Source organism: Nonomuraea sp. PA05 (assembly GCF_008086045.1).
Classification (GTDB): domain Bacteria; phylum Actinomycetota; class Actinomycetes; order Streptosporangiales; family Streptosporangiaceae; genus Nonomuraea; species Nonomuraea monospora.
Genome location: NZ_VSEY01000017.1, coordinates 77,148 through 100,492, shown reverse-complemented (window position 1 = coordinate 100,492; position 23,345 = coordinate 77,148). Strand labels below are relative to the sequence as shown.

Annotated in this window: 20 protein-coding genes and 2 pseudogenes; 11 read left to right on the top strand and 11 right to left on the bottom strand. The window is 69.1% G+C overall.

What is annotated here, in order from left to right:
- Window positions 1–6 precede the first annotated feature (6 nt).
- Both FXF51_RS26295 and FXF51_RS26290 read left to right on the top strand, forming a co-directional pair.
- Complete coding sequence (locus FXF51_RS26295) at window positions 7–1,194, top strand: cytochrome P450 (RefSeq protein WP_148437337.1); 1,188 nt, start codon at window positions 7–9, stop codon at window positions 1,192–1,194.
- Window positions 1,194–2,279, top strand: coding sequence for an S-(hydroxymethyl)mycothiol dehydrogenase (locus tag FXF51_RS26290; RefSeq protein ID WP_148437336.1), 1,086 nt, complete (start codon window positions 1,194–1,196; stop codon window positions 2,277–2,279). The genes FXF51_RS26295 and FXF51_RS26290 overlap by 1 nt, the downstream gene beginning before the upstream one ends.
- 91 nt (window positions 2,280–2,370) lie before the next feature.
- Here FXF51_RS26290 and FXF51_RS26285 read toward each other — a convergent pair whose 3' ends face one another.
- Window positions 2,371–3,168: a hypothetical protein gene (locus tag FXF51_RS26285; protein ID WP_148437335.1), complete on the bottom strand. Its 798-nt coding sequence runs from the start codon at window positions 3,166–3,168 to the stop codon at window positions 2,371–2,373.
- 63 nt (window positions 3,169–3,231) lie between these two features.
- Between FXF51_RS26285 and FXF51_RS26280 the strand changes: the two genes are divergently transcribed.
- Window positions 3,232–4,587 carry a hypothetical protein gene (locus FXF51_RS26280; protein WP_148437334.1) on the top strand — a complete coding sequence of 452 codons (1,356 nt, stop codon included), beginning with the start codon at window positions 3,232–3,234 and terminating at the stop codon, window positions 4,585–4,587.
- A 21-nt stretch (window positions 4,588–4,608) separates the two neighbouring features.
- Here FXF51_RS26280 and FXF51_RS26275 read toward each other — a convergent pair whose 3' ends face one another.
- From FXF51_RS26275 to FXF51_RS26260, 4 genes are read right to left on the bottom strand one after another with little or no spacing between them, the layout of a single operon-like run.
- Window positions 4,609–5,037, bottom strand: coding sequence for a hypothetical protein (locus tag FXF51_RS26275; protein WP_222871467.1), 429 nt, complete (start codon window positions 5,035–5,037; stop codon window positions 4,609–4,611).
- On the bottom strand, window positions 5,034–6,545 hold the full coding sequence (locus tag FXF51_RS26270) for a tripartite tricarboxylate transporter permease (protein WP_148437333.1): 1,512 nt from the start codon (window positions 6,543–6,545) through the stop codon (window positions 5,034–5,036). Before FXF51_RS26270 ends, FXF51_RS26275 begins: the two co-directional genes overlap by 4 nt.
- A gap of 31 nt (window positions 6,546–6,576) precedes the next feature.
- Window positions 6,577–7,077, bottom strand: coding sequence for a tripartite tricarboxylate transporter TctB family protein (locus tag FXF51_RS26265; RefSeq protein ID WP_148437332.1), 501 nt, complete (start codon window positions 7,075–7,077; stop codon window positions 6,577–6,579).
- Window positions 7,074–8,084 (bottom strand): Bug family tripartite tricarboxylate transporter substrate binding protein, encoded by a 1,011-nt coding sequence (locus FXF51_RS26260; RefSeq protein ID WP_148437331.1) that lies wholly within the window; start codon window positions 8,082–8,084, stop codon window positions 7,074–7,076. The genes FXF51_RS26265 and FXF51_RS26260 overlap by 4 nt, the downstream gene beginning before the upstream one ends.
- Before the next feature lie 122 nt (window positions 8,085–8,206).
- Between FXF51_RS26260 and FXF51_RS26255 the strand changes: the two genes are divergently transcribed.
- The gene (locus FXF51_RS26255) at window positions 8,207–9,112 is read left to right on the top strand and encodes a LysR family transcriptional regulator (protein WP_148437330.1); all 906 of its coding nucleotides are present in this window, start codon (window positions 8,207–8,209) and stop codon (window positions 9,110–9,112) included.
- Window positions 9,113–9,444: 332 nt separating this feature from the next.
- Here the strand turns inward: FXF51_RS26255 and FXF51_RS26245 are convergent, their stop codons facing one another.
- Window positions 9,445–10,203 carry a hypothetical protein gene (locus tag FXF51_RS26245; RefSeq protein WP_187414575.1) on the bottom strand — a complete coding sequence of 253 codons (759 nt, stop codon included), beginning with the start codon at window positions 10,201–10,203 and terminating at the stop codon, window positions 9,445–9,447.
- Between FXF51_RS26245 and FXF51_RS26240 the strand changes: the two genes are divergently transcribed.
- The 4 genes from FXF51_RS26240 (at window position 10,178) to FXF51_RS26225 (ending at window position 14,005) form a co-directional block, all read left to right on the top strand.
- Window positions 10,178–10,387: a hypothetical protein gene (locus FXF51_RS26240; RefSeq protein WP_187414574.1), complete on the top strand. Its 210-nt coding sequence runs from the start codon at window positions 10,178–10,180 to the stop codon at window positions 10,385–10,387. The two genes, FXF51_RS26245 and FXF51_RS26240, sit on opposite strands and share 26 nt — an antisense overlap.
- A 286-nt stretch (window positions 10,388–10,673) precedes the next feature.
- The gene (locus tag FXF51_RS26235) at window positions 10,674–11,027 is read left to right on the top strand and encodes an EF-hand domain-containing protein (RefSeq protein WP_148437327.1); all 354 of its coding nucleotides are present in this window, start codon (window positions 10,674–10,676) and stop codon (window positions 11,025–11,027) included.
- A gap of 263 nt (window positions 11,028–11,290) precedes the next feature.
- Window positions 11,291–12,763 (top strand): hypothetical protein, encoded by a 1,473-nt coding sequence (locus FXF51_RS26230; RefSeq protein ID WP_148437326.1) that lies wholly within the window; start codon window positions 11,291–11,293, stop codon window positions 12,761–12,763.
- Window positions 12,764–14,005, top strand: a complete 1,242-nt coding sequence (locus FXF51_RS26225; RefSeq protein ID WP_222871466.1) for a cytochrome P450 — start codon at window positions 12,764–12,766, stop codon at window positions 14,003–14,005.
- Between the two features lie 682 nt (window positions 14,006–14,687).
- On the opposite strand, the gene FXF51_RS26220 is transcribed toward FXF51_RS26225, so the two are convergent.
- Complete coding sequence (locus tag FXF51_RS26220; RefSeq protein WP_148437325.1) at window positions 14,688–15,587, bottom strand: arginase family protein; 900 nt, start codon at window positions 15,585–15,587, stop codon at window positions 14,688–14,690.
- 276 nt (window positions 15,588–15,863) lie between these two features.
- Here FXF51_RS26220 and FXF51_RS62780 point away from each other — a divergent pair.
- Window positions 15,864–16,100, top strand: a pseudogene (locus FXF51_RS62780) (DUF4158 domain-containing protein); the annotation flags it as partial.
- Window positions 16,101–16,139: 39 nt separating this feature from the next.
- Complete coding sequence (locus FXF51_RS63505; protein ID WP_316247642.1) at window positions 16,140–18,143, top strand: Tn3 family transposase; 2,004 nt, start codon at window positions 16,140–16,142, stop codon at window positions 18,141–18,143.
- Between the two features lie 26 nt (window positions 18,144–18,169).
- Here FXF51_RS63505 and FXF51_RS26210 read toward each other — a convergent pair whose 3' ends face one another.
- The 4 genes from FXF51_RS26210 to FXF51_RS26195 all read right to left on the bottom strand — a co-directional run bounded on the left by FXF51_RS26210 (window position 18,170) and on the right by FXF51_RS26195 (window position 22,600).
- Window positions 18,170–18,667 (bottom strand): hypothetical protein, encoded by a 498-nt coding sequence (locus FXF51_RS26210; RefSeq protein ID WP_148437323.1) that lies wholly within the window; start codon window positions 18,665–18,667, stop codon window positions 18,170–18,172.
- Between the two features lie 140 nt (window positions 18,668–18,807).
- The gene (locus tag FXF51_RS26205; protein WP_148437322.1) at window positions 18,808–21,156 is read right to left on the bottom strand and encodes a hypothetical protein; all 2,349 of its coding nucleotides are present in this window, start codon (window positions 21,154–21,156) and stop codon (window positions 18,808–18,810) included.
- On the bottom strand, window positions 21,153–21,476 hold the full coding sequence (locus tag FXF51_RS26200; protein WP_148437321.1) for a helix-turn-helix domain-containing protein: 324 nt from the start codon (window positions 21,474–21,476) through the stop codon (window positions 21,153–21,155). Before FXF51_RS26200 ends, FXF51_RS26205 begins: the two co-directional genes overlap by 4 nt.
- Window positions 21,473–22,600 carry a tyrosine-type recombinase/integrase gene (locus FXF51_RS26195; RefSeq protein WP_222871465.1) on the bottom strand — a complete coding sequence of 376 codons (1,128 nt, stop codon included), beginning with the start codon at window positions 22,598–22,600 and terminating at the stop codon, window positions 21,473–21,475. The genes FXF51_RS26200 and FXF51_RS26195 overlap by 4 nt, the downstream gene beginning before the upstream one ends.
- Window positions 22,601–22,809: 209 nt before the next feature.
- Between FXF51_RS26195 and FXF51_RS62770 the strand changes: the two are divergent.
- Window positions 22,810–23,326, top strand: a pseudogene (locus tag FXF51_RS62770) (Tn3 family transposase).
- Window positions 23,327–23,345 lie beyond the last annotated feature (19 nt).

Below are 23,345 nucleotides of genomic sequence, written 5' to 3'. Positions count from 1 at the left end.
GCACCCATGCTCGACCTGGACGCCGACCCGTTCGCCCCGGAAACACTGGAAGACCCCGAGCCGCTGCACCACGCCCTGCTGGCGGCCGGGCCCGTCGTCCACCTGACCCGCTACGACGTCTACGGCCTGGCCCGCTACGAGCACGTGCACGCCGCTCTCACCGACTGGCAGTCCTTCCCTTCGGGCGCGGGGGTGGGGCTCAGCGACTTCCGCAAGGAGAAGCCGTGGCGCCCGCCCAGCCTGCTGCTGGAGGCCGACCCGCCCCGCCACGACGCCCCGCGTGCCGTCCTGGTCAAGATCCTCGGCCCGCGGGCGCTGCGCCGCCTGCGCGAACGCTGGTTCGCCGAGGCCGAGGACCTGGTGGACAAGGTGCTGGCCGAGCCGGAGTTCGACGCCGTCCCCGCGCTCGCGCAGGCGTTCCCGCTGCGCGTGTTCCCCGACGCGGTCGGCCTGCCGCCCGACGGCCGCGAGAACCTGCTGCCCTACGGCGACCACGCCTTCAACGCCTTCGGCCCCGTCAACGATCTGGTGGCCAAGGGACAGCCGCGAGTGGTCGAGCTGTCGGCCTGGGTCAACGCCCAGTGCCGGCGCGAGGCGCTGACACCGGGCGGCTTCGGCGCCCAGATCTGGGCAGCGGCCGACCACGGCGACCTCACCCACGAACAGGCGCCGCTCGTCGTCCGCTCGCTGCTCACCGCCGGCGTCGACACCACCGTGCACGGCCTGGCCGCCGCACTGTACGCCTTCGCCACCCACCCCGGCCAGTGGCAGCGCCTGCGCGAGCAGCCCGCCCTGGCCCGGGTGGCCTTCGACGAGGCGGTGCGCTGGCAGTCCCCGGTGCAGACCTTCTTCCGCACCGCCGACCGCGACGTCGAGATCGGCGGCACCGTCATCCCCGAGGGCAACAAGATCCTGATGTTCCTCGGCGCGGCCAACCACGACCCGCGCCGCTGGCACGACCCGTACACCTTCGACCTGACCCGCGACCCTTCCGGACACGTCGGCTTCGGCATGGGCCTGCACCAGTGCGTCGGCCAGCACGTCGCCCGCCTGGAGGCCGAAGCGCTGCTCACCGCCCTGTCCCGGCGCGTCGAGCACCTCGAACTCGCCGGGACGCCCCGGCGTCACCACAACAACACCCTGCGGGCGTGGGAGTCCCTCCCCGTCCGCGTACACCTGGAGAAGAACACCTGATGACCTACGAAGTCCAAGCCGTGATCGCCCGAGGCAAGGGCGAGCCGGTGTCCGTCGAAACCATCCTCGTACCGGACCCGGGTCCGGGCGAGGCGGTGGTGAACGTGCAGGCCTGCGGGGTCTGTCACACCGATCTGCACTACCGGGAGGGCGGGATCAGCGACGGCTACCCGTTCCTGCTCGGACACGAGGCGGCGGGCACGGTGGAGGCGGTCGGGGAGGGCGTCACCGAGGTCGCGCCCGGCGACTTCGTCATCCTCAACTGGCGCGCGGTCTGCGGCCAGTGCCGCGCCTGCCTGCGCGGCCGTCCCTGGTACTGCTTCAACACCCACAACGCCAAGCAGAAGATGACGCTCAAGGACGGCACCGAGCTGTCGCCGGCGCTCGGCATCGGCGCGTTCGCCGAGAAGACGCTGGTGGCCGCCGGGCAGTGCACGAAGGTCTCCGCCGAGGCCCCTGCGCAGGTCGCGGGGCTGCTGGGGTGCGGCGTGATGGCGGGCATCGGCGCGGCCGTCAACACCGGCGGGGTCACGCGCGGCGCCAGCGTGGCCGTCATCGGTTGCGGCGGCGTCGGTGACGCCGCCGTCCTGGGCGCCTCGCTGGCGGGCGCGGCCAAGGTCATCGCGGTGGACGTGGACGACCGCAAGCTGGAGTGGGCCCGCGAGTTCGGCGCCACCCACACGGTCAACTCCCGCTCGGCGGATCCCGTCGAGGCGATCCGTGACCTCACCGACGGTAACGGCGCCGACGTGGTGATCGAGGCGGTCGGGCGGCCGGAGACGTACGAGCAGGCCTTCTACGCCCGCGACCTGGCCGGCACCGTCGTCCTGGTCGGCGTGCCGACCCCCGAGATGCGCATCGACCTGCCGCTGCTGGACGTGTTCGGCCGTGGCGGCGCGCTCAAGTCGTCCTGGTACGGCGACTGCCTGCCCTCGCGCGACTTCCCGATGCTGATCGACCTGTTCCTGCAGAACCGCCTGCCGCTCGACACGTTCGTCACCGAGACCATCGCGCTCGGCCAGGTCGAGGAGGCGTTCGCGAAGATGCACCGCGGCGAGGTGCTGCGCTCGGTGGTGACCTTGTGATCCGGCCTCCCGGGCAGCGGCGATCAGGTCAGGCTCGACCTCGGCCAGCCAGACGCTCAGCTCGGCGAGCAGGGCCAGGGCGGCCAGGGCCTCATCGCCGGTGGCCCGGGGGCTGCGCGGGGAGCGGTACGGGCCGGTCAGGTGGTGAACGTTGGTGACCTTCCCCGCGTCGTGCGTGGCGTTCCCGGACGGCACGAAGCGTGTAGGGCTCTGCTCGCTCAAGAAGGGGCGGGCGTCGCATGGGTTGCTCAGGTCGTAGGCGGGCCGCGCCCGCGAGCGCGATCGCGTGGCGGAGGGTCGGGATGACGCCGCCCGGGCGCGTGATGAGGTCGCCGGGAAACGCGATCACGCGGCGGCCGAGCACGGCCGGGATGCCGGCCCCGGGTGGCAGGATGAAGACCAGCTCGACCGGCGGCTGCACGACGTGCTGTGGGCGGCGCAGCAACGCGACCGGGCGGCGCACCAGCGTGACCCGGCGGGCGCCGGGCGGCAGAGCGCCCTGACCGGCCTGGGCGAGGAGGCCGCCCAGGAAATGCGGCTGCCGGCCGGCGAGCGGGGCCTGGCCCAAGCCGATCGCGCCCGCGACCAGCAGGACCGTGCCGACCTGCGGCAATTGCTGACGGCGTGGCGACAGTCTCGGCTGGCCGCCGACCAGGACATGCAACACGAGCGGGATCAAGGCAGCGGGGATCGCGATGCCGCCGGAGCCGATCGGCGGGCCGCCGCGTCCGACCGGCTGGCCAGGGGCCGGGATCGGCGCATGGACGCGCGGCCGGATGTGGACAATGTGTCGCAGAACACAACCCGCGCCCGCGTACTCGATCAAAATGTGCGGGCACGCGTCCGGCGCCGCAGGGACAAAGGGCCCACGACGGACGCCGACCACCACCCACCTCCCACACGGTTTCCTGGACGAGCCGTGCTTGGGGGTGCGGCGAAAAGGGAGGGCCTGATGCTGCCGTTTCCGACCACGGTGATGCTCACGGACATCGAGAAGGACAAGAACTACGTGTGGGCCGCCTACGCCCGCCTCATCACCGGGGCGCTGGCCAAGGTGAAGGCCGAGGGCGCCAAGCTCGGAGGTGACATCGCGGTGAGGTACGACAACGAGCGGCTCATCGCGACGATGGAGTTCGAACAGCTCAACAAGCCGCTGCCCGCCATGGATCCGCAGCGCGGCCAGGCGCTCGTCGCACGTGCCAAGGGGCTGCCGAAGGTGGTCGTCGCGCTGAACAAGCTCATGGGGTGGGTGCCGCCGCTGGCCGGGGACGAGTACCTGCGTGGCCTCATCGACCAGATCGAGAGCAAGGTCGTGGTGGCCGTCGAGAAGCAGGAGCCGCTGGCGCAGCAGAGCCTGCAGATCTGCTTCGGCGACAAGGCCGCTGCGGCCGTCCCGCGCTTCAGGCAGATCCTCACCCAGCTCCAGGCGTTGTACGCGCGGACCGACGACAAGGGCAAGGGCCTCGTGCACGGCCCCGCTCTGCCGGCCACGATGGGCGCGCTCGCGCACGGCACCGGCGACCACGCCCACGTCGACCTCGGCACCAACCTGATCAACGGGCTGCTGGATCGGTTCGAGGCGGCCGCGTCCCTGTTCCACGAGGCATCGCACACCCTGCCGGCCGACAGCACCGTCGACTTCGCCTACCGGAACAAGGACGCGCACTACCTGCTCCCCCCGGGCCTGGCGTTCCTCAACGCCGCCAGCTACGAGCAGGTAGTGCTCGATCTGCTGAACGGAAAGCTCGCGAGCGACGAGAAGAAGGTCGCGGCGCTGCGGCATGGAGCGGGAACGGTCCAGCAGGCGCATGCTCTGCTGGCCTCACGGGTGACGCGGGCCTGGGTCCGCGCCTACGATCTGCACGGCGTGGCCCTGAAAGGAGGGCTGACCCCGGACATGCTCGCGGGGCTGCCGCCGATGCCGCAGGGCGACACGTACAAGGATCTCCTCACACAGCTCGTGCTGGCGTTCCAGGAGCAGATGAACACGCTCATGCAGACGGTGAGCAGCCGAGTCACGATCGTGGGCACCACCGAGACGGACAAGCTGGACATCAAGTCCACCCCGCAGGAATCGGTGCTCTACGTGCCCTACTCCTGGGCCGGTGACCGGCCGACCAACGAGGTGTCCGTGGAGCTCCTGCGATTCCTCGCCGACAAGATCTGGCCGCAGGACGGGGACAGCGTCTTCAGCGGCTCGCAACTGAGCGGGTACGTCGCCTCGATCCACCTCACCGACCGCCCGGAACTGCAGACGATGCTGCAGGAGTTCTACTCGGGGGTCCAGCGGAAGCCGAAGATCGACTGATTCCCACAGCGGTGCTCCGGCTCAGACGATCGGGGGGCGCCCCGCGCGGGTGAGCCGGAGCACGGTGCGCCACGACATCGGACGGCGCTGGCCGTGCCCGCCCTTCAGCCCTTTCCGGAGACCCGCGAACCAGACGGCCAGGTTGGCGCGCGACCTGATCCGGATGAGACTGAGCTCGATCCAGGTGACCAGGTAGATCGGGATCAGGGGCGCGGGCAGGCGGCGGTAGGCGAGCCACACGCGGTTGCGGGCGACGAGGCGGTAGAAGGTCGCGTGCCGGGCGGGGTCGGTGGCGGGGTGGTGGATGACGATCTCCGGGTCGACGAGGGCTCCTTGGCGGGGCGAGTTGAGGACGACCAGGGGTTCGTCTCGCCTGGACGCCTCGGCGAGCGCGGCGGAGACGGCGGCTTCTCCCTCGGGCGTGGGCAGATAGCCGACCAGGACGGTCATGCCGCCTCCCTGTTCGGGTCGCGGGCGGTGCGGCGGCTGCGCAGGATCGTCCTGGCCGCAGGCGTGAGCGCTACCACCAGGAACAGCAGGAGCAGCGTGCCGGAGATCGGGCGGGAGATGAAGCCGAGGGCGCTTCCGTCGAAGAGCAGCAGCGAGCGGCGCAGTGATGTCTCCAGCAGCGTTCCGAGCACGAACGCCAGCACCAGCGGGCCGGGGTCGAAGCCGAGTTTCTTCATCAGGTAACCGATGACGCCGAAGAAGATGACCAGGCCGATGTCGAAGATGCTGTTGTTGACGGTGTAGGCGCCGACGAGCGTGATGAGCGTGGTGATGGGCGCGAGAATGGCCGGGCGGACGCGCAGGATGCGGACGAACAGGCCGACCAGCGGAATGCTCATGATCAGCAGCAGGACGTTGCCGATGTACATCGAGTTGACGACGCCCCAGAACAGCTCGGGATGCTCGGTGACGAGCTGAGGGCCCGGGGTGATGCCCTGGATCAGCAGGGCGCCGAAGATGACCGCCATGGTGGCGTTGGCGGGGATGCCCAGCGACAGCAGCGGGATGAACGACGAGGTGGCCGCCGCGTTGTTCGCCGTCTCGGGTGCGGCCACGCCTTCGACCGCGCCGCGGCCGAACCGCTCAGGATGGCGCGAACGGCGCTTTTCCAGGGCGTAGGCGGCCAGGGAGGCCAGCACCGCTCCCCCGCCGGGCAGGATGCCGAGGACGAAGCCCAGCACGCCACCCCGGCCGATCGCGCCGGCGGACTGGCGAAGGTCGGCCCGGCTCGGCCACACGTTGGCCACGGGGGCCGGCGCCTGCGCGGCCCGATGGCGTTCTTCGAGGTTGTAGAGGATCTCGCCGAGGCCGAACAGGCCCATGGCGATGGGCACGAAGTCCAGGCCGTCGGCCAGCGACAGGTTGCCGAAGGTGAAACGTTCGACACTGACGAAGCCGTCGCGCCCGACGGTGGCCAGCAGCAGGCCGACGACGGCGGCGATGAGGGCCTTGAGCATCCCGCCGTTGGCCACCGACGCCACGAGCACGATGCCCAGCAACGCGAGCATGGTGTACTCCGGCGGGCCGAAGTCCAGGGCGAAGTCGGCGACGACGGGCGCGACCAGGCTCAAGGCGATGACGGCGAGCGTTCCGCCGACGAACGAGCCGATGGCGGCGATGCCCAGGGCGGTGCCCGCCTTGCCCTGCCGGGCCAGCGCGTGCCCGTCGAAGACGGTGACGACGGAGGACGCCTCACCCGGCAGGCGCAGCAGCACCGAGGTGATGGTGCCGCCGTACTGCGCGCCGTAGAAGATGCCCGCCAGCATGATGATCGCGGTGACGGGGTCGAGCCCCAAGGTGATCGGCAGCAGGATGGCGATGGTCGCCGCCGGTCCCAGGCCGGGCAGGACGCCGATCAGCATGCCGATGACCACGCCGACGAGGCAGTACAGCAGGTTGGCCGGTTCGAGCACGACGGCGAAACCATCGAGCACGGGGGACACGTCCAACGGTCCTCCCAGACATGTGGAGATGTGCGAGTCAGAACAGGTGAGGGATGGACACCTGGAGCGCGCCGACGAACAGCAGGTAGAAGGCGACGGTGATGGCCAGGCTCAGGACGATGGAGATCCGCCAGCTCTCGCGCCCGAGGACGCGCAACCAGAAGAAGGCCAGCAGCGCGGTGGGGATCTCGAAGCCGATGAGGCTGATCACCGCCACGTGAACGACCATGCTGGCCACCGCCGCGAGCACCGAGAACGCGGTGCGGGTGAACCGTTCGGCATCGCTCGTGCGGCGGGCCTGGACGGCCAGGACGGCGCCGAGCACGATCAGCACGGCGCTCACGATGGCGGGCCAGGTGCCGGGCCTGGGGCTGGACAGAGTGCCCACCCCCAGGCTCAGCGACCCGGCGAGCGCCGCTCCACCGAGAGCCATGACGACGACAGCCGTGATGAGGTTGGTCACCGTGCCGGCGGCCGGCGGCCGGGTCTGCTCGGACAGTTCGCTGCCGGCCGATGGGTCCTCGGTGGGCGAGCTCATGCCTCGCCGCTCATGTCGATCTTGTACTTGCCGACAAGGTCGCGGTAGGACTGCAGCGAGCCCGTCCACTGCTTGAGCAGGGTGGCACCGTCGACCTCGTTGGGGGTGAGCAGCCGCTCGGCGTTGAAGTCCTTGTAGGCCTGCGTGGCGAAGGACTTCCCGAACGCCGAGCGGAGACGATCGATGACGTCCTTGGGCGTGCCCTTGGGGGCGACGATGGCGCGCGACTGCTGCACCGGGACGTTGTAGCCTGCCTCGACCGCCGTCGGAGTGTCCGGCATGTAGGAGGGCCGCTTCTCCGCGAAGGTCACCAGCGGCACGACCTTGCCCGCCTTGATCTGCGCCTGCGCCTCGCCCAGCTGCACCGAGCCGACGTCGACCTGGCCGCCCATCACCGCGGTGAGCGTGGGCGCGCCGCCGTCGAAGGGCACGGCGGTGGCGTCGATACCGGCCTGGGAGAACAGCAGCGCCTGGCTGAGCTGGCTGCCCGTGCCGACACCGGTGGTCCCGTATTTGATGGGCCGCTTGGCGTCGACGATGTCCTTGACCGTCTTGAAACCGGTCTTCGGGTTGGCGATGAGCACGTAGTCGTCCTGCGACAGGCCGGTGATGACCTCGTAGTTGTTGATGTCCACCGCCTCGCCGGCGGCGACGGCCAGCGGGGTGATGTAGGCCAGGGAACCGTTGAAGACCATGAGCGTGTGACCGTCGGGCTTGGCGCCGGCCAGTTCCTTGGCGGCGACGGCGCCGTTGGCACCGGGCTTGTTGAGCACAGTGATCGGCTGCTTGAGATCGGCGCTCGCCGGGTCGGCGAGCGCCCGCGCGATGAGGTCGGTACTGCCGCCGGGATCCTGCCCGACGAGCACGCTGATCGCTCGCTGAGGGAAGGCGGCGGCCGTCTCGGCCCCCTGGTCACCTATATTGCCTCCGCAGGCTGTCAGCGACAGGACAGCGGCGAAAGTAGCAACCGCCATCACGCGATGGGGCACCCGAAGCCTGGTGTTCATGAGGATCTCCTCAAGCGGGGGGTGAGGACCGGGACGGCGCGCCGTCCACGATGTGGCGCAGACTATGACCACCTTTCATGCCTGTCCAACTCCCTTAATGCATGGAGTGATACCTTGCGTGCATGCCCTACACGTTGGAGCAACTGCGGGGTTTAGTCGCTGTAGCCGAAGAGTTACACTTCGGCCGGGCAGCCCAGCGATTACGCATGACCCAGCCCCCGCTCAGCCGGCAGATCCAGAAACTCGAGGCCGCCGTGGGCGTGCAACTGTTCGAGCGGGACAACCGGCGCGTCGCACTCACCCCAGCAGGAGAGGCCTTCCTCGGTGAGGCCCGGCGCATCCTGTCCATCGCCGAGGCCGCACCCGATCTGGCCCAGCGAGTCCATGCCGGTACCCGCGGACTGATCCGGCTCGGCTTCACCGCCGCCTCCACCTTCGGCGTCCTGGGCCGCCTGCTCGACCGGCTGGAACGCGAACTGCCCGAAGTCGGCATCGAGCTGTTCGAGATGGTGACTCGCGAGCAGATCGCGGCCCTCACCGGCGAGGACCTCGACCTCGGGCTGGCCCGCCCGCCGTTCGACCCCGAGCTGTTCGACTCCGTGCTGCTGCACAAGGAGGCACTGCTGCTCGCGGTGCCGGCCGGACATCGTCTCACCGAACTGGAGCGCCCCGCGCACGTGGACGACTTGGCGACCGAACCCTTGATCTTCCACTCACAGCAGCGGGCACGCTACTTCTACGATCTCGTGGTCAGCATGGTGCCGCTCGCGCAGGAGCGGATCGTGCACAGCGTGAGCCAGGTGATCACAATGCTCTGGCTGGTGTCGGCGGGACGTGGCATCGCCTTCGTCCCCGCCTCCGCCGCCCTGGTCGGCGTGCCCAACGTCACCTTCATCGCGCTCGACACCCACCTGCCCGAGCCCGTCGAGCTGCACCTGCTCTGGCCGCGCGCCTCACACAACCCCGCGCTCCGACGGGTCCTGACCGTCTTGGCCAGCACCTGCCCCGGACACCTGCCCCAGCACTGACCTGCCCTTGCAGGAGAGCGAAGCTCCACCTAGTGATGCTCCGCGATGCGGAAACACTCATGGGCAAGCATCGTCATCCCTTCTACCGTGGCCGCGTGACGCTGACTCCCCCGCTGAGCTCGCCGGCCGGCTGACCACTGGCCTGCTCTCCTTCCCGTAACCCACTTCGACGAGGCCCGCTACCGCGACCATCTCGCATGGCAAGCCGGATGCGGGGTAGCCGGCCTGTTCGCCGGCGGAGGCACGGGAGAAGGCTTCTCGCTCACCTCGCAGGAGATCGACGCCGTGGTCCGCGCCGCCGCCCCCGCACCCGCTCAGGCAGCAGATTCGGCCTACTTCGTGATGACCGACATCACCCGCGAAGACTTCATCATCAAGCTCACCGACCCCGAAACGATCCAGCACGCCCGCGACCTGGTGAACGGCGAGACTACAGGCAGCGCGGCTGCCGTTCGGCCCAGTGCTGGAACCTCGGGCAGGAGTCGGTGATGCACCGCCCGTCCGGCGTGAGGTCCTGCCAGTAGGCGTTCGGGTGGTGCGGGCCGGTCATCCCCCTGCGGGTACGGCCCGCCCTCGATGCCGACCCGCAGCGCGGCGGCGGCGTGGCCGGCGCCCATCCGGCCGCCCTCGCACCACGCCACGGTGTGCCACTGCCCGCCCGGCCCGGCCGTGTCCGGAGCCCAGACGTGCAACGCGTACGTCGGCGGGTGGCGAAGCCAGCCCGGGGCGGTGAGCCAGCTCTGCCATTCCGGCTCGGCGGCCAGTTCGGGACCGAGGCCGACCGGCCGGTAGCGGTTCGGCCCCTTGTCGGGGCAGCGCGGCCGGGGCGGACGGTCAGCCCCGGCGTCCACCTGGTAGACCAGCCACGCGCCCTCGTGCGGCCAGCCGTGGCCGACCGCGTCGGAGTGGTTGCACGCCTGCGCCCGGGTCAGGCCGCCGTCCCAGGCGACCAGCGCGTCGGCCAGCTCCCGCGCCCGGTCCAGGTCCGCGCACCAGCCAACGCCCGCCCAGGCGGCGGGGCCGCCGGTGTAGTCCTCCATGAGCACGCCCGGCCCGGACGGCGGGGTGAACTCGCGCACCTCGTACGGCATCGGCCACCGGCCGGACCTCGGGGGCGTCGGCGATGTCGCCCGGCTCGTCCACGGCCCAGCCGAGCGAGGACCACAGCCACGGCCGCAGGGTGTCGCCCTCGCGGAGGTGGACCAGCGGCGGCTGGTCCACCACGGCGACCTGGCCGTGCTTGACAACCTCATCGCCGCCACCGAACCAACCTGAACGGCCGTAACCCCCGCCCTTTCACTCGCTGCAGGTATGTAGCAGCTTCGGTGTCACTTTCCTTACTGTGAGGTGAGCGACCGGTGCATTCCACGGCGATGGTAACTAATTGTGAGTTGTCAGTTACTTATTGTGTGAATAATGGGATCAGAGACTGGAAGCTCCAGCAGGTGTTCGGCCTCTACGACGTCAACCGCGATGGCCTGGTCGACCACGGCGATTTCAGCCCCTCGCTCAGCACAGCGCCGAGCGGCTCAACAGCGGTCCCGAGGAGGCCTCAGCGCCGGTGGAGGCCTTTGACCAGTGGTGGAATCTAGTGGCCGGATCCAGCCCCGATATCGCGCTGGATCCGGCCGCCTGGGTCAGCGCCGTCAAGGCCATCGACACCAGCGACGGCAACGCCGAGGTCCCGTCGCGGATCATCGACGCCATGTTCGCCATGATCGACACCGATGGCAGCGGAACCCTGGACCAGGCCGAGTTCGCCCGGATCTACGACTCCGCCGGCGCGAGCCGGCAGCAGGCCCTGGACGCGTTCGCCGTGCTGGACCGTGACGGCGACGGCGTCATCGACATCCAGGAGTTCAGCTCCAGCGACGACCCCCAGGCGCCCGGCAACTGGCTGCTGGGACGCCCCTGAGGACACGCCCGGGTCTCGCCTCGCACGACGCGCAGTCGCCGCCCGAGGTGCCTACGTTCGCGGGGTCCGACGGCGGCCCGGCCCTCCAACTCGTCGACGACCCGCACGGCAGTTCCCACCCCCATCGGCCGCACCTGCCGGCTGGGAACCCAGAGACAACCGCTCCACGCACTTCGATCCAGGAGCCCCTCATGACGCACATCACCACGAGTTACGGCTACCTCTGGGCCGACTGGCTGTACGGCGCAGACAAGGACGCGTTCATGGTCGAGGTCTACGACGACTGCACAAAGATCGACCACTGCGCCGATAAGCAGGAGAAAGCGGCCCTCATCGTCGCCCTCCGTAACAAGCTGACCGGCAGCAACCGCGCTTGGGCCGAGGGAATCTTCGACTTCCTCGACTTCGAGAGCTTCCGGCTGGCGCGCGGGCACGCCCCGGTGACCCCGCTCGGCGACACCGACGACCTCAAGGTGATGGCCGTCCTCGACGCCGCCTACCGGCACGGGGCCTTCCGTGGCCTGTGCCGCACTCCTGGCGGGGCCGAGTGGATCGGGGTCCTGGGTGAGTTCTGCGCCGCGATGGTGCACCAGGGATTCAAGTGGCTGCGCTCGGCGGACGTGGACGACTGGGAGTTGCCCGCCCTGGGCCAAGCCTGGTGTAAGGGTATGGCCGCGTGGGGCCTGGTCGGCCTGACCATGGCTGTCGACGCCGCGGGCCAGGACACCGACAACGATGAAGCTCTGTATCGCATCCATACCGTGGTCGTCGCCCATCACATGGCGGGCGCGGGGTGGCTGCGCTACCGGGGGCCGCACCCGCACCGGCATTTCGACCGGACCGTGCGAGGCGCCGCCCCCGCAGAGAGCGCCATCCGGCAGTTCGCCGCCTGGCGTGGCTGGCCACGGGAGCTGACCGAGGTACTCGTTCGCTCAGCGCGGCACGTGAACACCTGGGTGAGCCCGCCGGCACCGCCGATTCACCACTCCCGTCAGCGCGGTCTGATCCTCGGGCCGCATACCCCACGCCTGAACGCCCGGGTGAATCAGGTGGTGGACGAACTGGTCCCATTGATCGGCGACATGACCCCCGAGGAGATCACCGAGGCCCGCTGGCGCTGCGGATCCTGGCTGATGAACTTCCTGCCGGTGTGGCGAGCCCGAGGCGACCGCACCGACGCCGTGCCCGAGGTGAGCGCGTTCGGGGGCGTGCTGGGCGTGCTGCGGGAATCGCGTCCACGTCCGCACATCACCACCGAGCAGGCGCAGCGCATCATCGAGTGGTGCCGTGCCCGCACCGAGCACCTGAGGCCCGACGATCAGCGGAAAATCATGGACGAGATCGAGGCCACCGTAGCGATCCGGGGACGCCTGCCCGGCGCCCCGTCGGCCACGGGAACCGACGCGCGGCGGTTCAAGGACGGGGTGTGGAGCACAGCCGCGCTGAGCGTGGTCTACTCCCGTCACGGAGGCCGCGAGGTACCCGAGGACATGCGCGAGCCGACCGTCCGCCTGTTCAACGCGATCACCGCGCACCGCCGCATCCCCGGCTTGGACGTCGAGCGGGGACACGTCAACACCGACTGCTGGGTGTGCGTGTGCGATCAGTTGTTCACCGGGCTGGTGGACAACCGGCCTTGTACCGGCGTGCTGGTCGCCAACATCCAGGGGTCACTGTCCTACTGCCATTGCGGGCTGGGAGCCACCGTGGACGACAACGACCTCGGGACTCGATAGATGGACAGCACCCCCGGCCCGGGCATGGCCCGGGCACCGATACCCCTGCCGGTCGATCGACCGTCCCCACTCGACCTGCCCGCCGAGCTGGCACGGCTTCGGGCCGAACTGCCCGTCGCCCCGATGATCTTCCCCGACGGGCCGCCAGGCTGGCTCGTCACCCGCTACCGCGACGTCCGCGCCGCCCTGGCCGACCCCCGGCTGGGAGCCCGCCGTCCTCACCTCAACGCCCACGTGCGCGCCAACCTCGTCACCGCCACCGAGATGGCCGCGCTGCGCCCCTCCGACCTGATGGCCAGCGACCCGCCCGACCACACCCGGCTGCGCCGCCTGGTGGTCGGCCAGTTCACCGCCCGCCGGATGACCCAGCTCACCCCGCGGATCCAGGCGATCGTCGATCAGCACCTCGACGCCCTGGCCGCCGGCCCCCGCCCGGCCGACCTGGTCACCACCGTCGCCCTGCCCGTGCCGTCCCTGGTGATCAGCGAACTCCTCGGCGTCCCCTTCACCGACCACCACCGCTACCAGCGCCTGACCACCGAACTGGTCAGCCTCGACCGCACCCGCGAACAACTGCTGGCCAGCAAAGCCGAGATGAAGGACTACCTCCAAGACCTCATCGACGCCAAGCGCACCAGACCCGCCGACGACCTCATCTCCGGCCTGCTGCACACCCAGGCCGGCGACCCCGCCATCGTCACCGACGACGAGATCGCCGCCCTGGCCCAGCTCATCCTCATCGCCGGGCACGAGACCACCGCCAACGCCGCCGCCATCGCAGTCCTGCTCCTGCTGCGCCCGCCCTGCCTGTGGGACACCATCCGCCAGCGGCCCGAACTCCTCGATGCCGTCATCGAGGAAACCCTGCGCTACGCCACCGCCAACCAATTCGGCCTGCTGCGCATCGCCCGCGAACCCCTGACCATCGCAGGCCAGCCCATTGCCGCCGGCGACCGCGTCGTCCTGCACCTGCCGGCCGCCAACCGCGACCCCAGCCACTTCCCCCACCCTGACCACTTCGACCTTCACCGCCACAACACCGCCAAACACCTCAGCTTCGGCCACGGCCCCCACCACTGCCTCGGCGACCAACTCGCCCGCCTCGAACTCCGCACCCTCCTGACCACGATGCTGCACCGCTTCCCCACCCTGCGCCTGGCCTGCGACCCCGACCAACTCCCCACCCACCGGCACCGCGTCGTCCACGGCCTGGCCCGCCTCCCCGTGGACTTCACCTCGTGAAGGCCGGCACCTCGGGACGCCACGACCAGCGGCCAGGCCAGAGCATGCGCGACGGTGTCTCCGCGTGTAGGACGCCGTCGTCATCCAGGTCACACGATCGTCGAGGTGCCATTCCGCGAACGACCGCCTGCGCACCGCCGGCGACGCCCCGTTGGCCGAACCCTCACCACCGGACAGATCATCCGCTGCGGCCAGAGCCACTCGGTACGCCTCGCAGGCCCGTCTGCCCGAACGTGTCACCGGCGGCGACGCCGAGTCCCTCGACGCGATCGTCGAGCTGTCCGGGCCACTGGCACTGACGATCCGGGGCGCCCGGCTCAGCGCCCGTCCGCGACTGTCGCCGGCGTCGGTCGTCGCGGGGCTGCGCGGCGGTCGGCCGGCTTGTGCACCATTACCTGCGCAGTGTCCTGACGGCGTGGTCGCCGAGCGCCTGCGACTGGCTCGATCGTCACCGCAACGTTCTGTTCGAGGCTGTCCACGTCGCGGCCGACGGCGACCGCGGTCCGCCGGCCGATCAGCTCGCACTCCGGCGAGGCGAAGAAGCTCTCGCCGATCGCGTTGCCGAAGCAGTTTCGGTGAGCGGGTCGAGAAGCATGGGGAAGACGATCACGAGGTGCGCGCGGCCGGAGACCGCCTGGCGACCGCTGTGCCGTCACCTCGGATTGTCTCACTGAGCTGATCGTCAGCGCGCTCGGCCAAGCTCGCTCAACCCCGTGGCGAGGATGTCCACCAACTGCCGTGCATGGTGCCCATCCGGGTCGAGGTCGGGGTCGAACACCGTGACCTGCGCCCCGACGGCGCGTGGGGCAAGTTCGGCGAGCAGGCCGACAAGGTGCTCGGCGTCGATTCCGCCCGGGTCGGGGCTGTCGACTGCGGGCATGACCGCGGGGTCGAGGATGTCCACGTCCAGGTGGAGCCAGTAGCCATCGAGCTCGGTTCGATCGAGTTGCTCGCGGACGCGCTTGCCGACGTCGGCTGCGCCGTCGCGGATGACTTCGGAGGCACGGATCGTCGAGCGCACCGCTTGACTCACTTCGACCAGTTCGTCGTCATCGTCGCGGCATCCGACGTGCGCCACGTCCGTGGGACGGAAGTACGGGCCGAGGCCGTCGATGTCGGCGATCGCGGGCCAGTGCCGGCCTATGGCGGCGGCGAGATCTTCACCTGCCAGGGAGGCGCACGCGGAGGAGTTGCCCGGATGGCGGAAGTCGGTATGACCGTCAAGATGCGCCAAGCCGAACCTGCCCGCCGCTCGCAGCGCCAGGCCGGCTCCGATCAGCAGGCTGCAATCTCCGCCGACGACCAGGGGAAAGTCGCCGGCTGCCCGTATCTCGGTGATGCGTCCGGCCAGCCGTCTCGCATGCTCGATGATCAGGTCCTGATTTCGGAGCCGACCAGGCGAGGAGTCATCGGCATACCGGCCCGGCAGCACGACTCCCGCATCTCGCGCGCCGAGGTCGGCGAAGCGTGCGAAGAGCCCCGCCTCGCGCAGCGCCTCCGGCGCCTTGGCGCAGCCGGGGACGGCCGTCGGCAGCGGCGGACGCAGGCCGAGGTTGGTGGGCGCGGACAGCAACGCGATCATTGATCGATCCTCCCATGATGAGAATGGTGGTGGTGTGAGCAGTGCGACCCCGCGACACTTGCCCGCCGCAGAACGGGCAGAAGCCGGTACGCCTGGCTAGTAGGGGCGCCGGTAAGAAACGTGTCATGAGCCCCAAACGGCGTTGATCTTGTTGTGACATGCCTGGTCAATGCTGGGCGAACATGACACACCCCCCACTGCACATCGATGAACTGGTCGAGCACTGGACGATCCTGGACGAAGAACGCGACCTGATCGCCGGTCCAGGTTCCCGCCTCCGAGCTCGGCTTCTACGAATGGTCCGGCTCCACGATCGAGTACCACCGCAATCAGATCCGCACGCACCTGGGCTTTCGCACCTGCACGACGGCGGACGCGACGAAGCTGGCGGTGTGGCTGGCCGAGGAGGTCGCACACGCCGAGCGACGGCCGGAGCGGGTGCGGGAGGAACTGCTCAAGCATCTGCGCGAGGAGCGGATCGAACCGCCGACCTCGGGGCGTATCTCCCGGATCGTAGCCTCAGCCCTGCACAACGCGGAGGTCACCTGGTCGATGCGGATCGCCTCCCGGCTGAGCCCCGAGACCACGCAGCGCATCTACGCGCTGGTCGGCATCGACGATGCGAGCCGCACGGCAGCCGAGGCGGCCGGCGACCGCCAGGAGCCCACCGGCCAGACGCCTGCCGAAGAAGTCGAAGACGATGAGGACCTCGACGTGCTGGCGTTCATCAAGTCGGCGCCGGGCAACGTGAGCCTGGAGTCGATGATGACGGAGATCCGCAAGCTGGCGGCGGTGCGCGCGATCGAGCTGCCGCCGGGGTTGTTCGCCGACGTGGCGCCCAAGGTGCTGGCGGCCTGGCGGGCCCGGGCGGCGGTGGAGGCGCCCTCGCACATGCGCACGCATCCGCGTGAGCTGGCGGTGCTGCTGCTGGCGGCGCTGGTCTGCGAGCGGGAGCGGGAGATCACCGACACGCTGGTGGAGCTGCTGATCGTCACCGTGCATCGGATCAAGGCGCGGGCCGACAGCAAGGTGACCAAGGAGCTGATCAACGCGTTCAAGCGGGTGACCGGCAAAGAGAACATCCTGTTCAAGGTCGCCGACGCCGCCCTCGGCCACCCCGACGATCCGGTGCGGGCGGTCATCTTCCCGGCCGTCAGCGGAGGCGAGCAGACGCTCAAGGACCTGGTGCACGAGTTCAAGACCAAGGGGCCGGCCTACCGGACCACGGTGCAGACCACGTTGCGCGCCTCCTACACCAACCACTACCGGCGCGGTCTGATCGCGCTGCTGGACACCTTGGAGTTCAAGAGCAACAACACCGCCTACCAGCCGGTGATCGAGGCGCTGGAGTTGATCCGCCGCTACGCCAAGGCGGGCAACACCACCTACTACCCGCGCGGCGAGGTGGTGCCCGAACACCGCGGCACCGCCGGCGACTGGGAGAACCTGGTGTTCAAGAACGACAAGCGCGGACGCCGGCGGGTGGTGCGGATGGTGTACGAGATCGTCACCTTCCAGGCGCTGCGCGAAGCCCTGCGGTGCAAGGAGATCTGGGTCGTCGGCGCGCACTCCTTCCGCGACCCGGAAGAGGACCTGCCCAAGGACTTCGCCACCCGGCGCGTGGAGAACTACGCCGAGCTGCGCAAACCGCTGGACCCGAAGGACTTCATCGCCGAGTTGAAGGCCGAGATGCGCGCGGAACTGGAGGCGCTCAACACCGCGCTGCCCAAGCTGGACTGGCTGACGATCTCCGAGCGCAAGTCCGGCGCGATCAAACTCACGAAGATCGGCCCGGCGGACGAGCCGCAGAACCTGCGCAAGATCAAGAAAGAAGTGGGCCGCCGCTGGGGCTCGGTGCCGCTGATCGACATGCTCAAGGAGGCGGTGCTGCGCACCGGCTGCCTGAACGCCGTCACCTCGGTGGCGGGCACCTCCAGCCTCAAGCCCGAGGTCCTGGCCGAACGCCTGATGCTCGCGATCTTCGGGTACGGCACCAACACCGGGATCCGGGCCGTGGCCTCCGGCGGGCATGCCCACAGCGAGGACGACATCCGCTACGTGCGGCGCCGCTACCTGACCCCGCAGATCGCCACCGACATCGCGATCGCCATCGCGAACGCGACCTTCACCGCCCGGGACGTCGAGCTGTGGGGCGAGGGGACGACCACCGTCGCCTCCGACTCCACCCACGTGCGCGCCTACGATCAGAATATTTTCACCGAGTGGCACTCGCGGTACGGAGGCCGCGGCATCCTCATCTACTGGCACATCGAGCGCGGGTCCATGGTCGTGCACTCCCAGACGCTGCGCGCCTCGGCCTCGGAGGTGCACGCGATGATCGAGGGGGCGGTCCGGCACGGCACCACCATGAAGGTCGAGGGCAACTACGTCGATTCCCATGGCCAGACCGAAATCGGGTTCGGCGTGAGCAGGCTCCTGGGCTTTGACCTGCTGCCACGCATCAAGCAGATCAACAAGGTCAAGCTGTATCGGGTCGAGAGCGGCGAGAGCGACCTGTACCCGCGGCTGACGCCGGCGATGACCCGGCCACACTGATGGAAGGGAGTTATTCCGACCATGCGCTATCCCTCCAGTCCGGAGGGTCGCTCGCGAGGCTCCGTGAGCAGCGCAGCCGCCCAGAGGAACACCTTGGGATCGCCGAGGCCTGAGTCGGTGAGCCATTGAGCGGCCCGGCGCGCGTCTTGCTCATTTTGGATCAGTCCATGGGGATCCGGCTGAACACCGGTGGCTTGGTGAACGTCGGTGACGAGGCCTCCGATGCAGGTCCAGGTGTGCCAGCTTCCGCTGTCGAAACCGACCAGCTCGAAACCCAGCTGCCGCTCGCCGGAGCCGGGGAACTTCTCATGCCGGGTCAGCCGTTCCGGGAGGCTGCCAGCCGATGCGTCCCAGCCGCCGTCGGCCATATCGGCCAGTAGCCCAGGAACGTCAGCGGCAGCGAATCCGACCCCGAGCACGTGCAAGCCCGACCTGCCGGCCTGATCTCGGGCGATCTCAGCCTCCTGTGGACTGGCGAACCAGTCGTCCCAGCCGCCGGCGTCCACGGGGACCAGGTCCACCACGCAGTCGCTCAGCGACAACAGATGAGGACCAGGAAGGCCGGCCTCCTGCCAATCTTGCCGATCAGTGTGTGTAGCCACCCGGTAACCGGCAAGTACGTAACCCGGTTCCACGGCGCTGTCCCCTCTCACTTGTTGCTGCATCACTGGGTATGGCTCGCTCTCTGTTCTGCCGCGCGGTCGGCGAGATAGCCGGTCCAGTCACTGCGGGCGTAGGTGACCCAGCGGACGGCGGTGTTGACGTGGAGGCCAAGGAGATCAGCGAGGATCGCGGCGGGAAGGTCGGAGGCCAGGGCCGCGAGCGCTCCGTTGCGGGCAGGCCGAGCGCTGATGCCGTGGCGATTGAGCTGGCTGATGAGGCTGCGCAGGTCGAGGGGCTGGCCGGGAACCCGGCCGGGGAAGAGCCAGCGAGGTGCGGCAGGCCCATGGGAGATCATGAGGCGGGGCGGTGGCTGAGCGGCCAGTTCGCGGAGGAGGGCGCCGAGCCGCGGTGGCAGAAGCACGGGGTGACGGCCGGCGGTCAGGTAGGTGTGGCCGTCCTTGTCGATGATCTGGTCTGCGGTGAGATGGCGGATCCGTTGGACTTGGAACCCGAACAGCAGGACAAGAGCCCCGGCGGTGCGGACGCCGATAGGCAGGCCGTCGTCGGTGAGGCAGCGTTGGAGGAGCTGCCACCGCTGGTCGTCGTCGAGGAACTCGGTGGGTTCCTGGCGTGGAATGACCGGGACCGTGAGGCGGTGGCTGAGGCCGCGATCGGCGGTCCAGTTGAGGAAGTAGCTGACGCGGTTGCGGCGCTGGGTTTGTTCCTCGTCGAGCCAGCGGTCGAGGTCGTCTTGGCGGAGCTCGGCCAACGTCGTGCCCTGCCGATCGAGCCAGGCCAGGAGGTCGAGAGCGATCAGAACCCGGCGGCGCAGCTCGCGGCCGATCGAGGCAGGGAACTGACGCTTTTTGGCGCGGCGGCGGGCTCGTCGAAGTAGCGACCAATGCAGGAACGGGCGGACGAGGTTGGCATGCTGGATCGGCTTGTCGGCCAGCTGATGCTCAAGCCAGGCAGGGACGCGTTCGACATCCTCGTTCCGTTGGGGCAGGACGCCGGTCTGTACCAGGGCTTGCCGGATGTAGTGAAGGTTGCGGGTGGGTGGTAGCTCGTCCAAGAGGTCGTGAGTGATCGGTCGGTTCTCGGCGACCAGGTGAGTGAGAAGCTTGGCGCTGGGGCTTCGCCGGATCCAGTGGATGGCCTTGAACGGCTCGTGGACTCGGGCGAAAGCCTCGGCGAGGGGCTGCAGCTCGGGTGCGACGTTGCCGTCAGGGCCGGTGAGCAGCTCGGTGACCTTGTCGGCGAGGACGCAGTAGGCGCAGCGGCCATGCCCGTAGGGGTATCCGGACCGCCCGCACTGACGGCAGATGAAGTCGATGTCACGTCCGGCGCACGGCCCGCAAAGCCCGGCACCGTTCTCGTCGCGGCCGATCAGCGGGTGGGGCTGGTGGCAGTGTCCGCATTCTGCCGGCGATCGGACAACGACGGTGTAGCAGCCCTGGCAGACTGGGCCGATCGGCCAGTAGACCTGGACCGGCATGTCCCGCTGGCAGCGAGCGCACGTCGTGCGGGGTCGTTCGTCGCGGGCGTAGCAGGTGTGACAGATTGGTTCTTCTGACCTGGTCCGTTGGCAAGGTCGCACCCGTCCGCAGCGTGAGCAGGTTCGCTCTGGCGCTTGATAGCACCTTTCGCAGAGGTCAGGCTGGTCATCGCGGGCGTTGCGGTGGATCTTCCCCATCGTGCCGCATTTTCCGCATTGGCGGAGGGGCCGTCGGTGCTGGTTGTAGCACGAATGGCAGTAGGCCCCCTCCTCGGAGAGCAACGCAGCGGCCGCGGTTTTGCCGCAGGACACGCAGGTGTGCTGGGGCTGTTTCCAGCAGCCGATGCAAAGAGCGCCGCCGTCGGGCAGGCGCACGGCCGGGTTGCGGACGCGGCCGCACTTCCGGCACTCCTCGACGACCTGGGGATCTCGGCGGTAGCAGCGATGGCAGATTCCGCCCTCGGGCCGCTTCGCGGCGATCTGCACCTCGGTGGCGCCGCAGCGTCCGCACGTTCCGTTCCTGCGCGAACGGGCGTCGCAGGTCCCGCAGATTCGCCCTTCCTCGCGTAATTGCCGGAGGTCTGCGCGGATCGTGCCGCAGCGGGCGCATCCGGGACGGACGACGGGATGCCCGGCCTCGTGCAGGAGGTGGGTCAATCGCAGCAGCACCGGCGGGCATCGTGAATCGCCTGAGGTGAGCGCGTCGGGATGCCCGGCGATGTGCGCGGCCAGCTCTTCCAGGAACCGGGCCGCTCCTTTCACCGTGATCGGCACTGCGGCTTCCAGCGCGGCCATGGCCTCCTCGGCGCCGAGCATCGGGAGCGCAGTCGTCACCCGGGTGACGGCGGTGTTCATCGCGGCTTCCAGGCGCGCGGCTTGGCTGGCGAGCCGGGCGGCCGCCGACGGCGCCGTCACAGTCCCTCCGGCCGGCGTATCGAGGTGCGGCGAACCGCCGGGGCCGGGCCGCTGGTCTCAGCGGCGGTCTTGCGGACTTCGGCGTTGACGACCTCGACTTCGATCAGGTCGTTGGGGGTGCAGCCCAGAATGTCGCAGAGCGCGGCGAGGATGTCCATCGACAGCCGCTGCGGCGCCTGAGTGACCAGGCGGAACACCTGCTCGCGGGAGAGCTGGATGCCGCGCTCGGCCAGCAGCGGGACCAGGTCGGTGGTCTGGAACATGTCCTTGGCGGCCATCAGCCTGCGCAGATTCCATCGAATACCCATCTTCTTGATCACGGCTGGTCATCCTCCCAAAGCCCGGCATGGCGCTCGGTCAGCTTTCTCCTGATCAGCCGGTTGCGGTACTCGTCCGAGACGGAGGTGTAGATACCGGTGGTAGCCGCGACGGCGTGACCTGCTTGATCTTGAACGAACCGCTCCGGGTAGTCGAACTCCACCAGATGCGTGATCATCGAATGCCGGAGGCTGTGCAGGTCGAGCTCGGGTGGAAGTCCGGCAGCCTCTCGGGCGTTCTCAAAGGCGTCGTTGGCGGAGCGCTTGGACAGCCGGCCGCATCGCTCGCTCACCCACAACGCCGGATGCTTACCGACCTCGAACCGAGGTCTGACCTCGGTGAGATAGTGCTCGAGCACGTCGACGACCCAGTCCATCTCCGGGACGGTGAACACCGTCCGCCGCTTGGGCGGGCTGCCGTTGGAGGACTTGCCGTGGCGGACGAACAGCGCGCCCAACCGCCCGTACTGCGGCATCTTAGGGTTGCGGCGCAGGTCGGTGATATCGAGACCGACCATCTCCTGACGGCGGACGCCGTAGGCGTAGAACGCCTTCAGCAGCGCCGAGTCTCGCATCGCCGTCAACACGCCCTTGCGGCCGCGATCCTGTTTATCCTCCACTCTGCCGTCGGCGGCATCGAACAGGGCCTGGACCTCCTCGTAGGTGAGCGGGCGCCGTCCCGGCTGGCCCTCGAACTCGGTCACATGCGTGATCGAGTTCCACTCGTGCAGGATCTGCGCCGGCGCCCGCCCGAACCGCTCCACACAGATCGACAACCAGCCGTAGCGGGCATCGCAGATGAAGTCCATGAACATCCGCAGCCCGTTCTGGTACTGCCGACCCGTCGACACCGTGAAGCGCGGATTGTTCGCACGGATGTGGTCGAAGAACGCCTCGACCTCGGAGGGCTCCCACTCCCACGGGTACTGATTGGTGAACGCCGCGAACCGGCGCACCAGCGACAATCGCGGCTTGATCGTCGAGTCCCATTTCAGGAACCGAGTTCGCTGCTGCCGCGCCCACCCCTCCAGCATCGCGTCGAACACCATCGGCGCCGGGTCCAGAAGCACGATGTTGTCCGCCAGCACCAGGTGCGCCGCACCCGGCAGATCGACCGCTCGGCCCACACCCACCTCCGTTACATCAGATGCAACATTGTTGGGATAGGGCCGCCGAGGCGCAAGAGGTCCAGGTGGATTAGTGGACCAAGCGTCGAGGCGGACCGAGACAGGTTCTCCCACCTGTGGTTACGTCAATATCGAGCCGAGGCGAATGTTGCATTCAACACAACATCGCGCGTTTACACTGGGACCTGATCGAACAGAACTACGACCAGATGATCAAGTACGCGACCGCGATCAAGCAGGGCACCGCCTCCACAGAGGCCATCTTGCGCCGGTTCACCGAGTCCGCCTCCCACCCGACCTACCAGGCCATGCTGGAGGTCGGCCGCGCCCAGAAGACCATCTTCGTGGCCCGCTATCTGCGCCTGCGCGAGCTCCAGCGGGAGATCCAGGAAGGGCTCAACGTGGTGGAGTCCTCCAACGGAGCCAACTCGGTCATCTTCTACGGCAAGGGCGGCGACATCGCCACCAACCGGCGCGAGGAGCTGGAGATGAGCGTGTTGTGCCTGCGCATCCTGCAGGCCGCGCTCGTGTACCAACACCCTGATGCTGCAGGACGTCCTGGCCGACCCCGAATGGGCTCAGTTGCTCAAGCCCGCCGACCAGCGCGGGCTGACCCCGCTGTTCTGGCAGCACGTCCAGCCCTACGGCGAGGTACGGCTGGATGTGGCCAAGCGTCTGCAGCTGAGCGGCGGCGAGGATGCCGTTCAGCTGCGCGAACCGCGGTAGCCCGAACCCTGCGGCTCTT

Excerpts from the sequence above, each read along its gene's own strand:
- FXF51_RS26225 (WP_222871466.1), top strand. The coding sequence starts at position 12,764 with ATGGACAGCACCCCCGGCCCGGGCATGGCCCGGGCACCGATACCCCTG.
- FXF51_RS26280 (WP_148437334.1), top strand. The coding sequence starts at position 3,232 with ATGCTGCCGTTTCCGACCACGGTGATGCTCACGGACATCGAGAAGGAC.
- FXF51_RS26290 (WP_148437336.1), top strand. The coding sequence starts at position 1,194 with ATGACCTACGAAGTCCAAGCCGTGATCGCCCGAGGCAAGGGCGAGCCG.
- FXF51_RS63505 (WP_316247642.1), top strand. The coding sequence starts at position 16,140 with ATGCGGATCGCCTCCCGGCTGAGCCCCGAGACCACGCAGCGCATCTAC.
- FXF51_RS26255 (WP_148437330.1), top strand. The coding sequence starts at position 8,207 with ATGCCCTACACGTTGGAGCAACTGCGGGGTTTAGTCGCTGTAGCCGAA.
- FXF51_RS26230 (WP_148437326.1), top strand. The coding sequence starts at position 11,291 with ATGGTCGAGGTCTACGACGACTGCACAAAGATCGACCACTGCGCCGAT.
- FXF51_RS26245 (WP_187414575.1), bottom strand. The coding sequence starts at position 10,203 with ATGCCGTACGAGGTGCGCGAGTTCACCCCGCCGTCCGGGCCGGGCGTG.
- FXF51_RS26265 (WP_148437332.1), bottom strand. The coding sequence starts at position 7,077 with ATGAGCTCGCCCACCGAGGACCCATCGGCCGGCAGCGAACTGTCCGAG.
- FXF51_RS26260 (WP_148437331.1), bottom strand. The coding sequence starts at position 8,084 with ATGAACACCAGGCTTCGGGTGCCCCATCGCGTGATGGCGGTTGCTACT.
- FXF51_RS26220 (WP_148437325.1), bottom strand. The coding sequence starts at position 15,587 with ATGATCGCGTTGCTGTCCGCGCCCACCAACCTCGGCCTGCGTCCGCCG.
- FXF51_RS26295 (WP_148437337.1), top strand. The coding sequence starts at position 7 with ATGCTCGACCTGGACGCCGACCCGTTCGCCCCGGAAACACTGGAAGAC.
- FXF51_RS26275 (WP_222871467.1), bottom strand. The coding sequence starts at position 5,037 with ATGACCGTCCTGGTCGGCTATCTGCCCACGCCCGAGGGAGAAGCCGCC.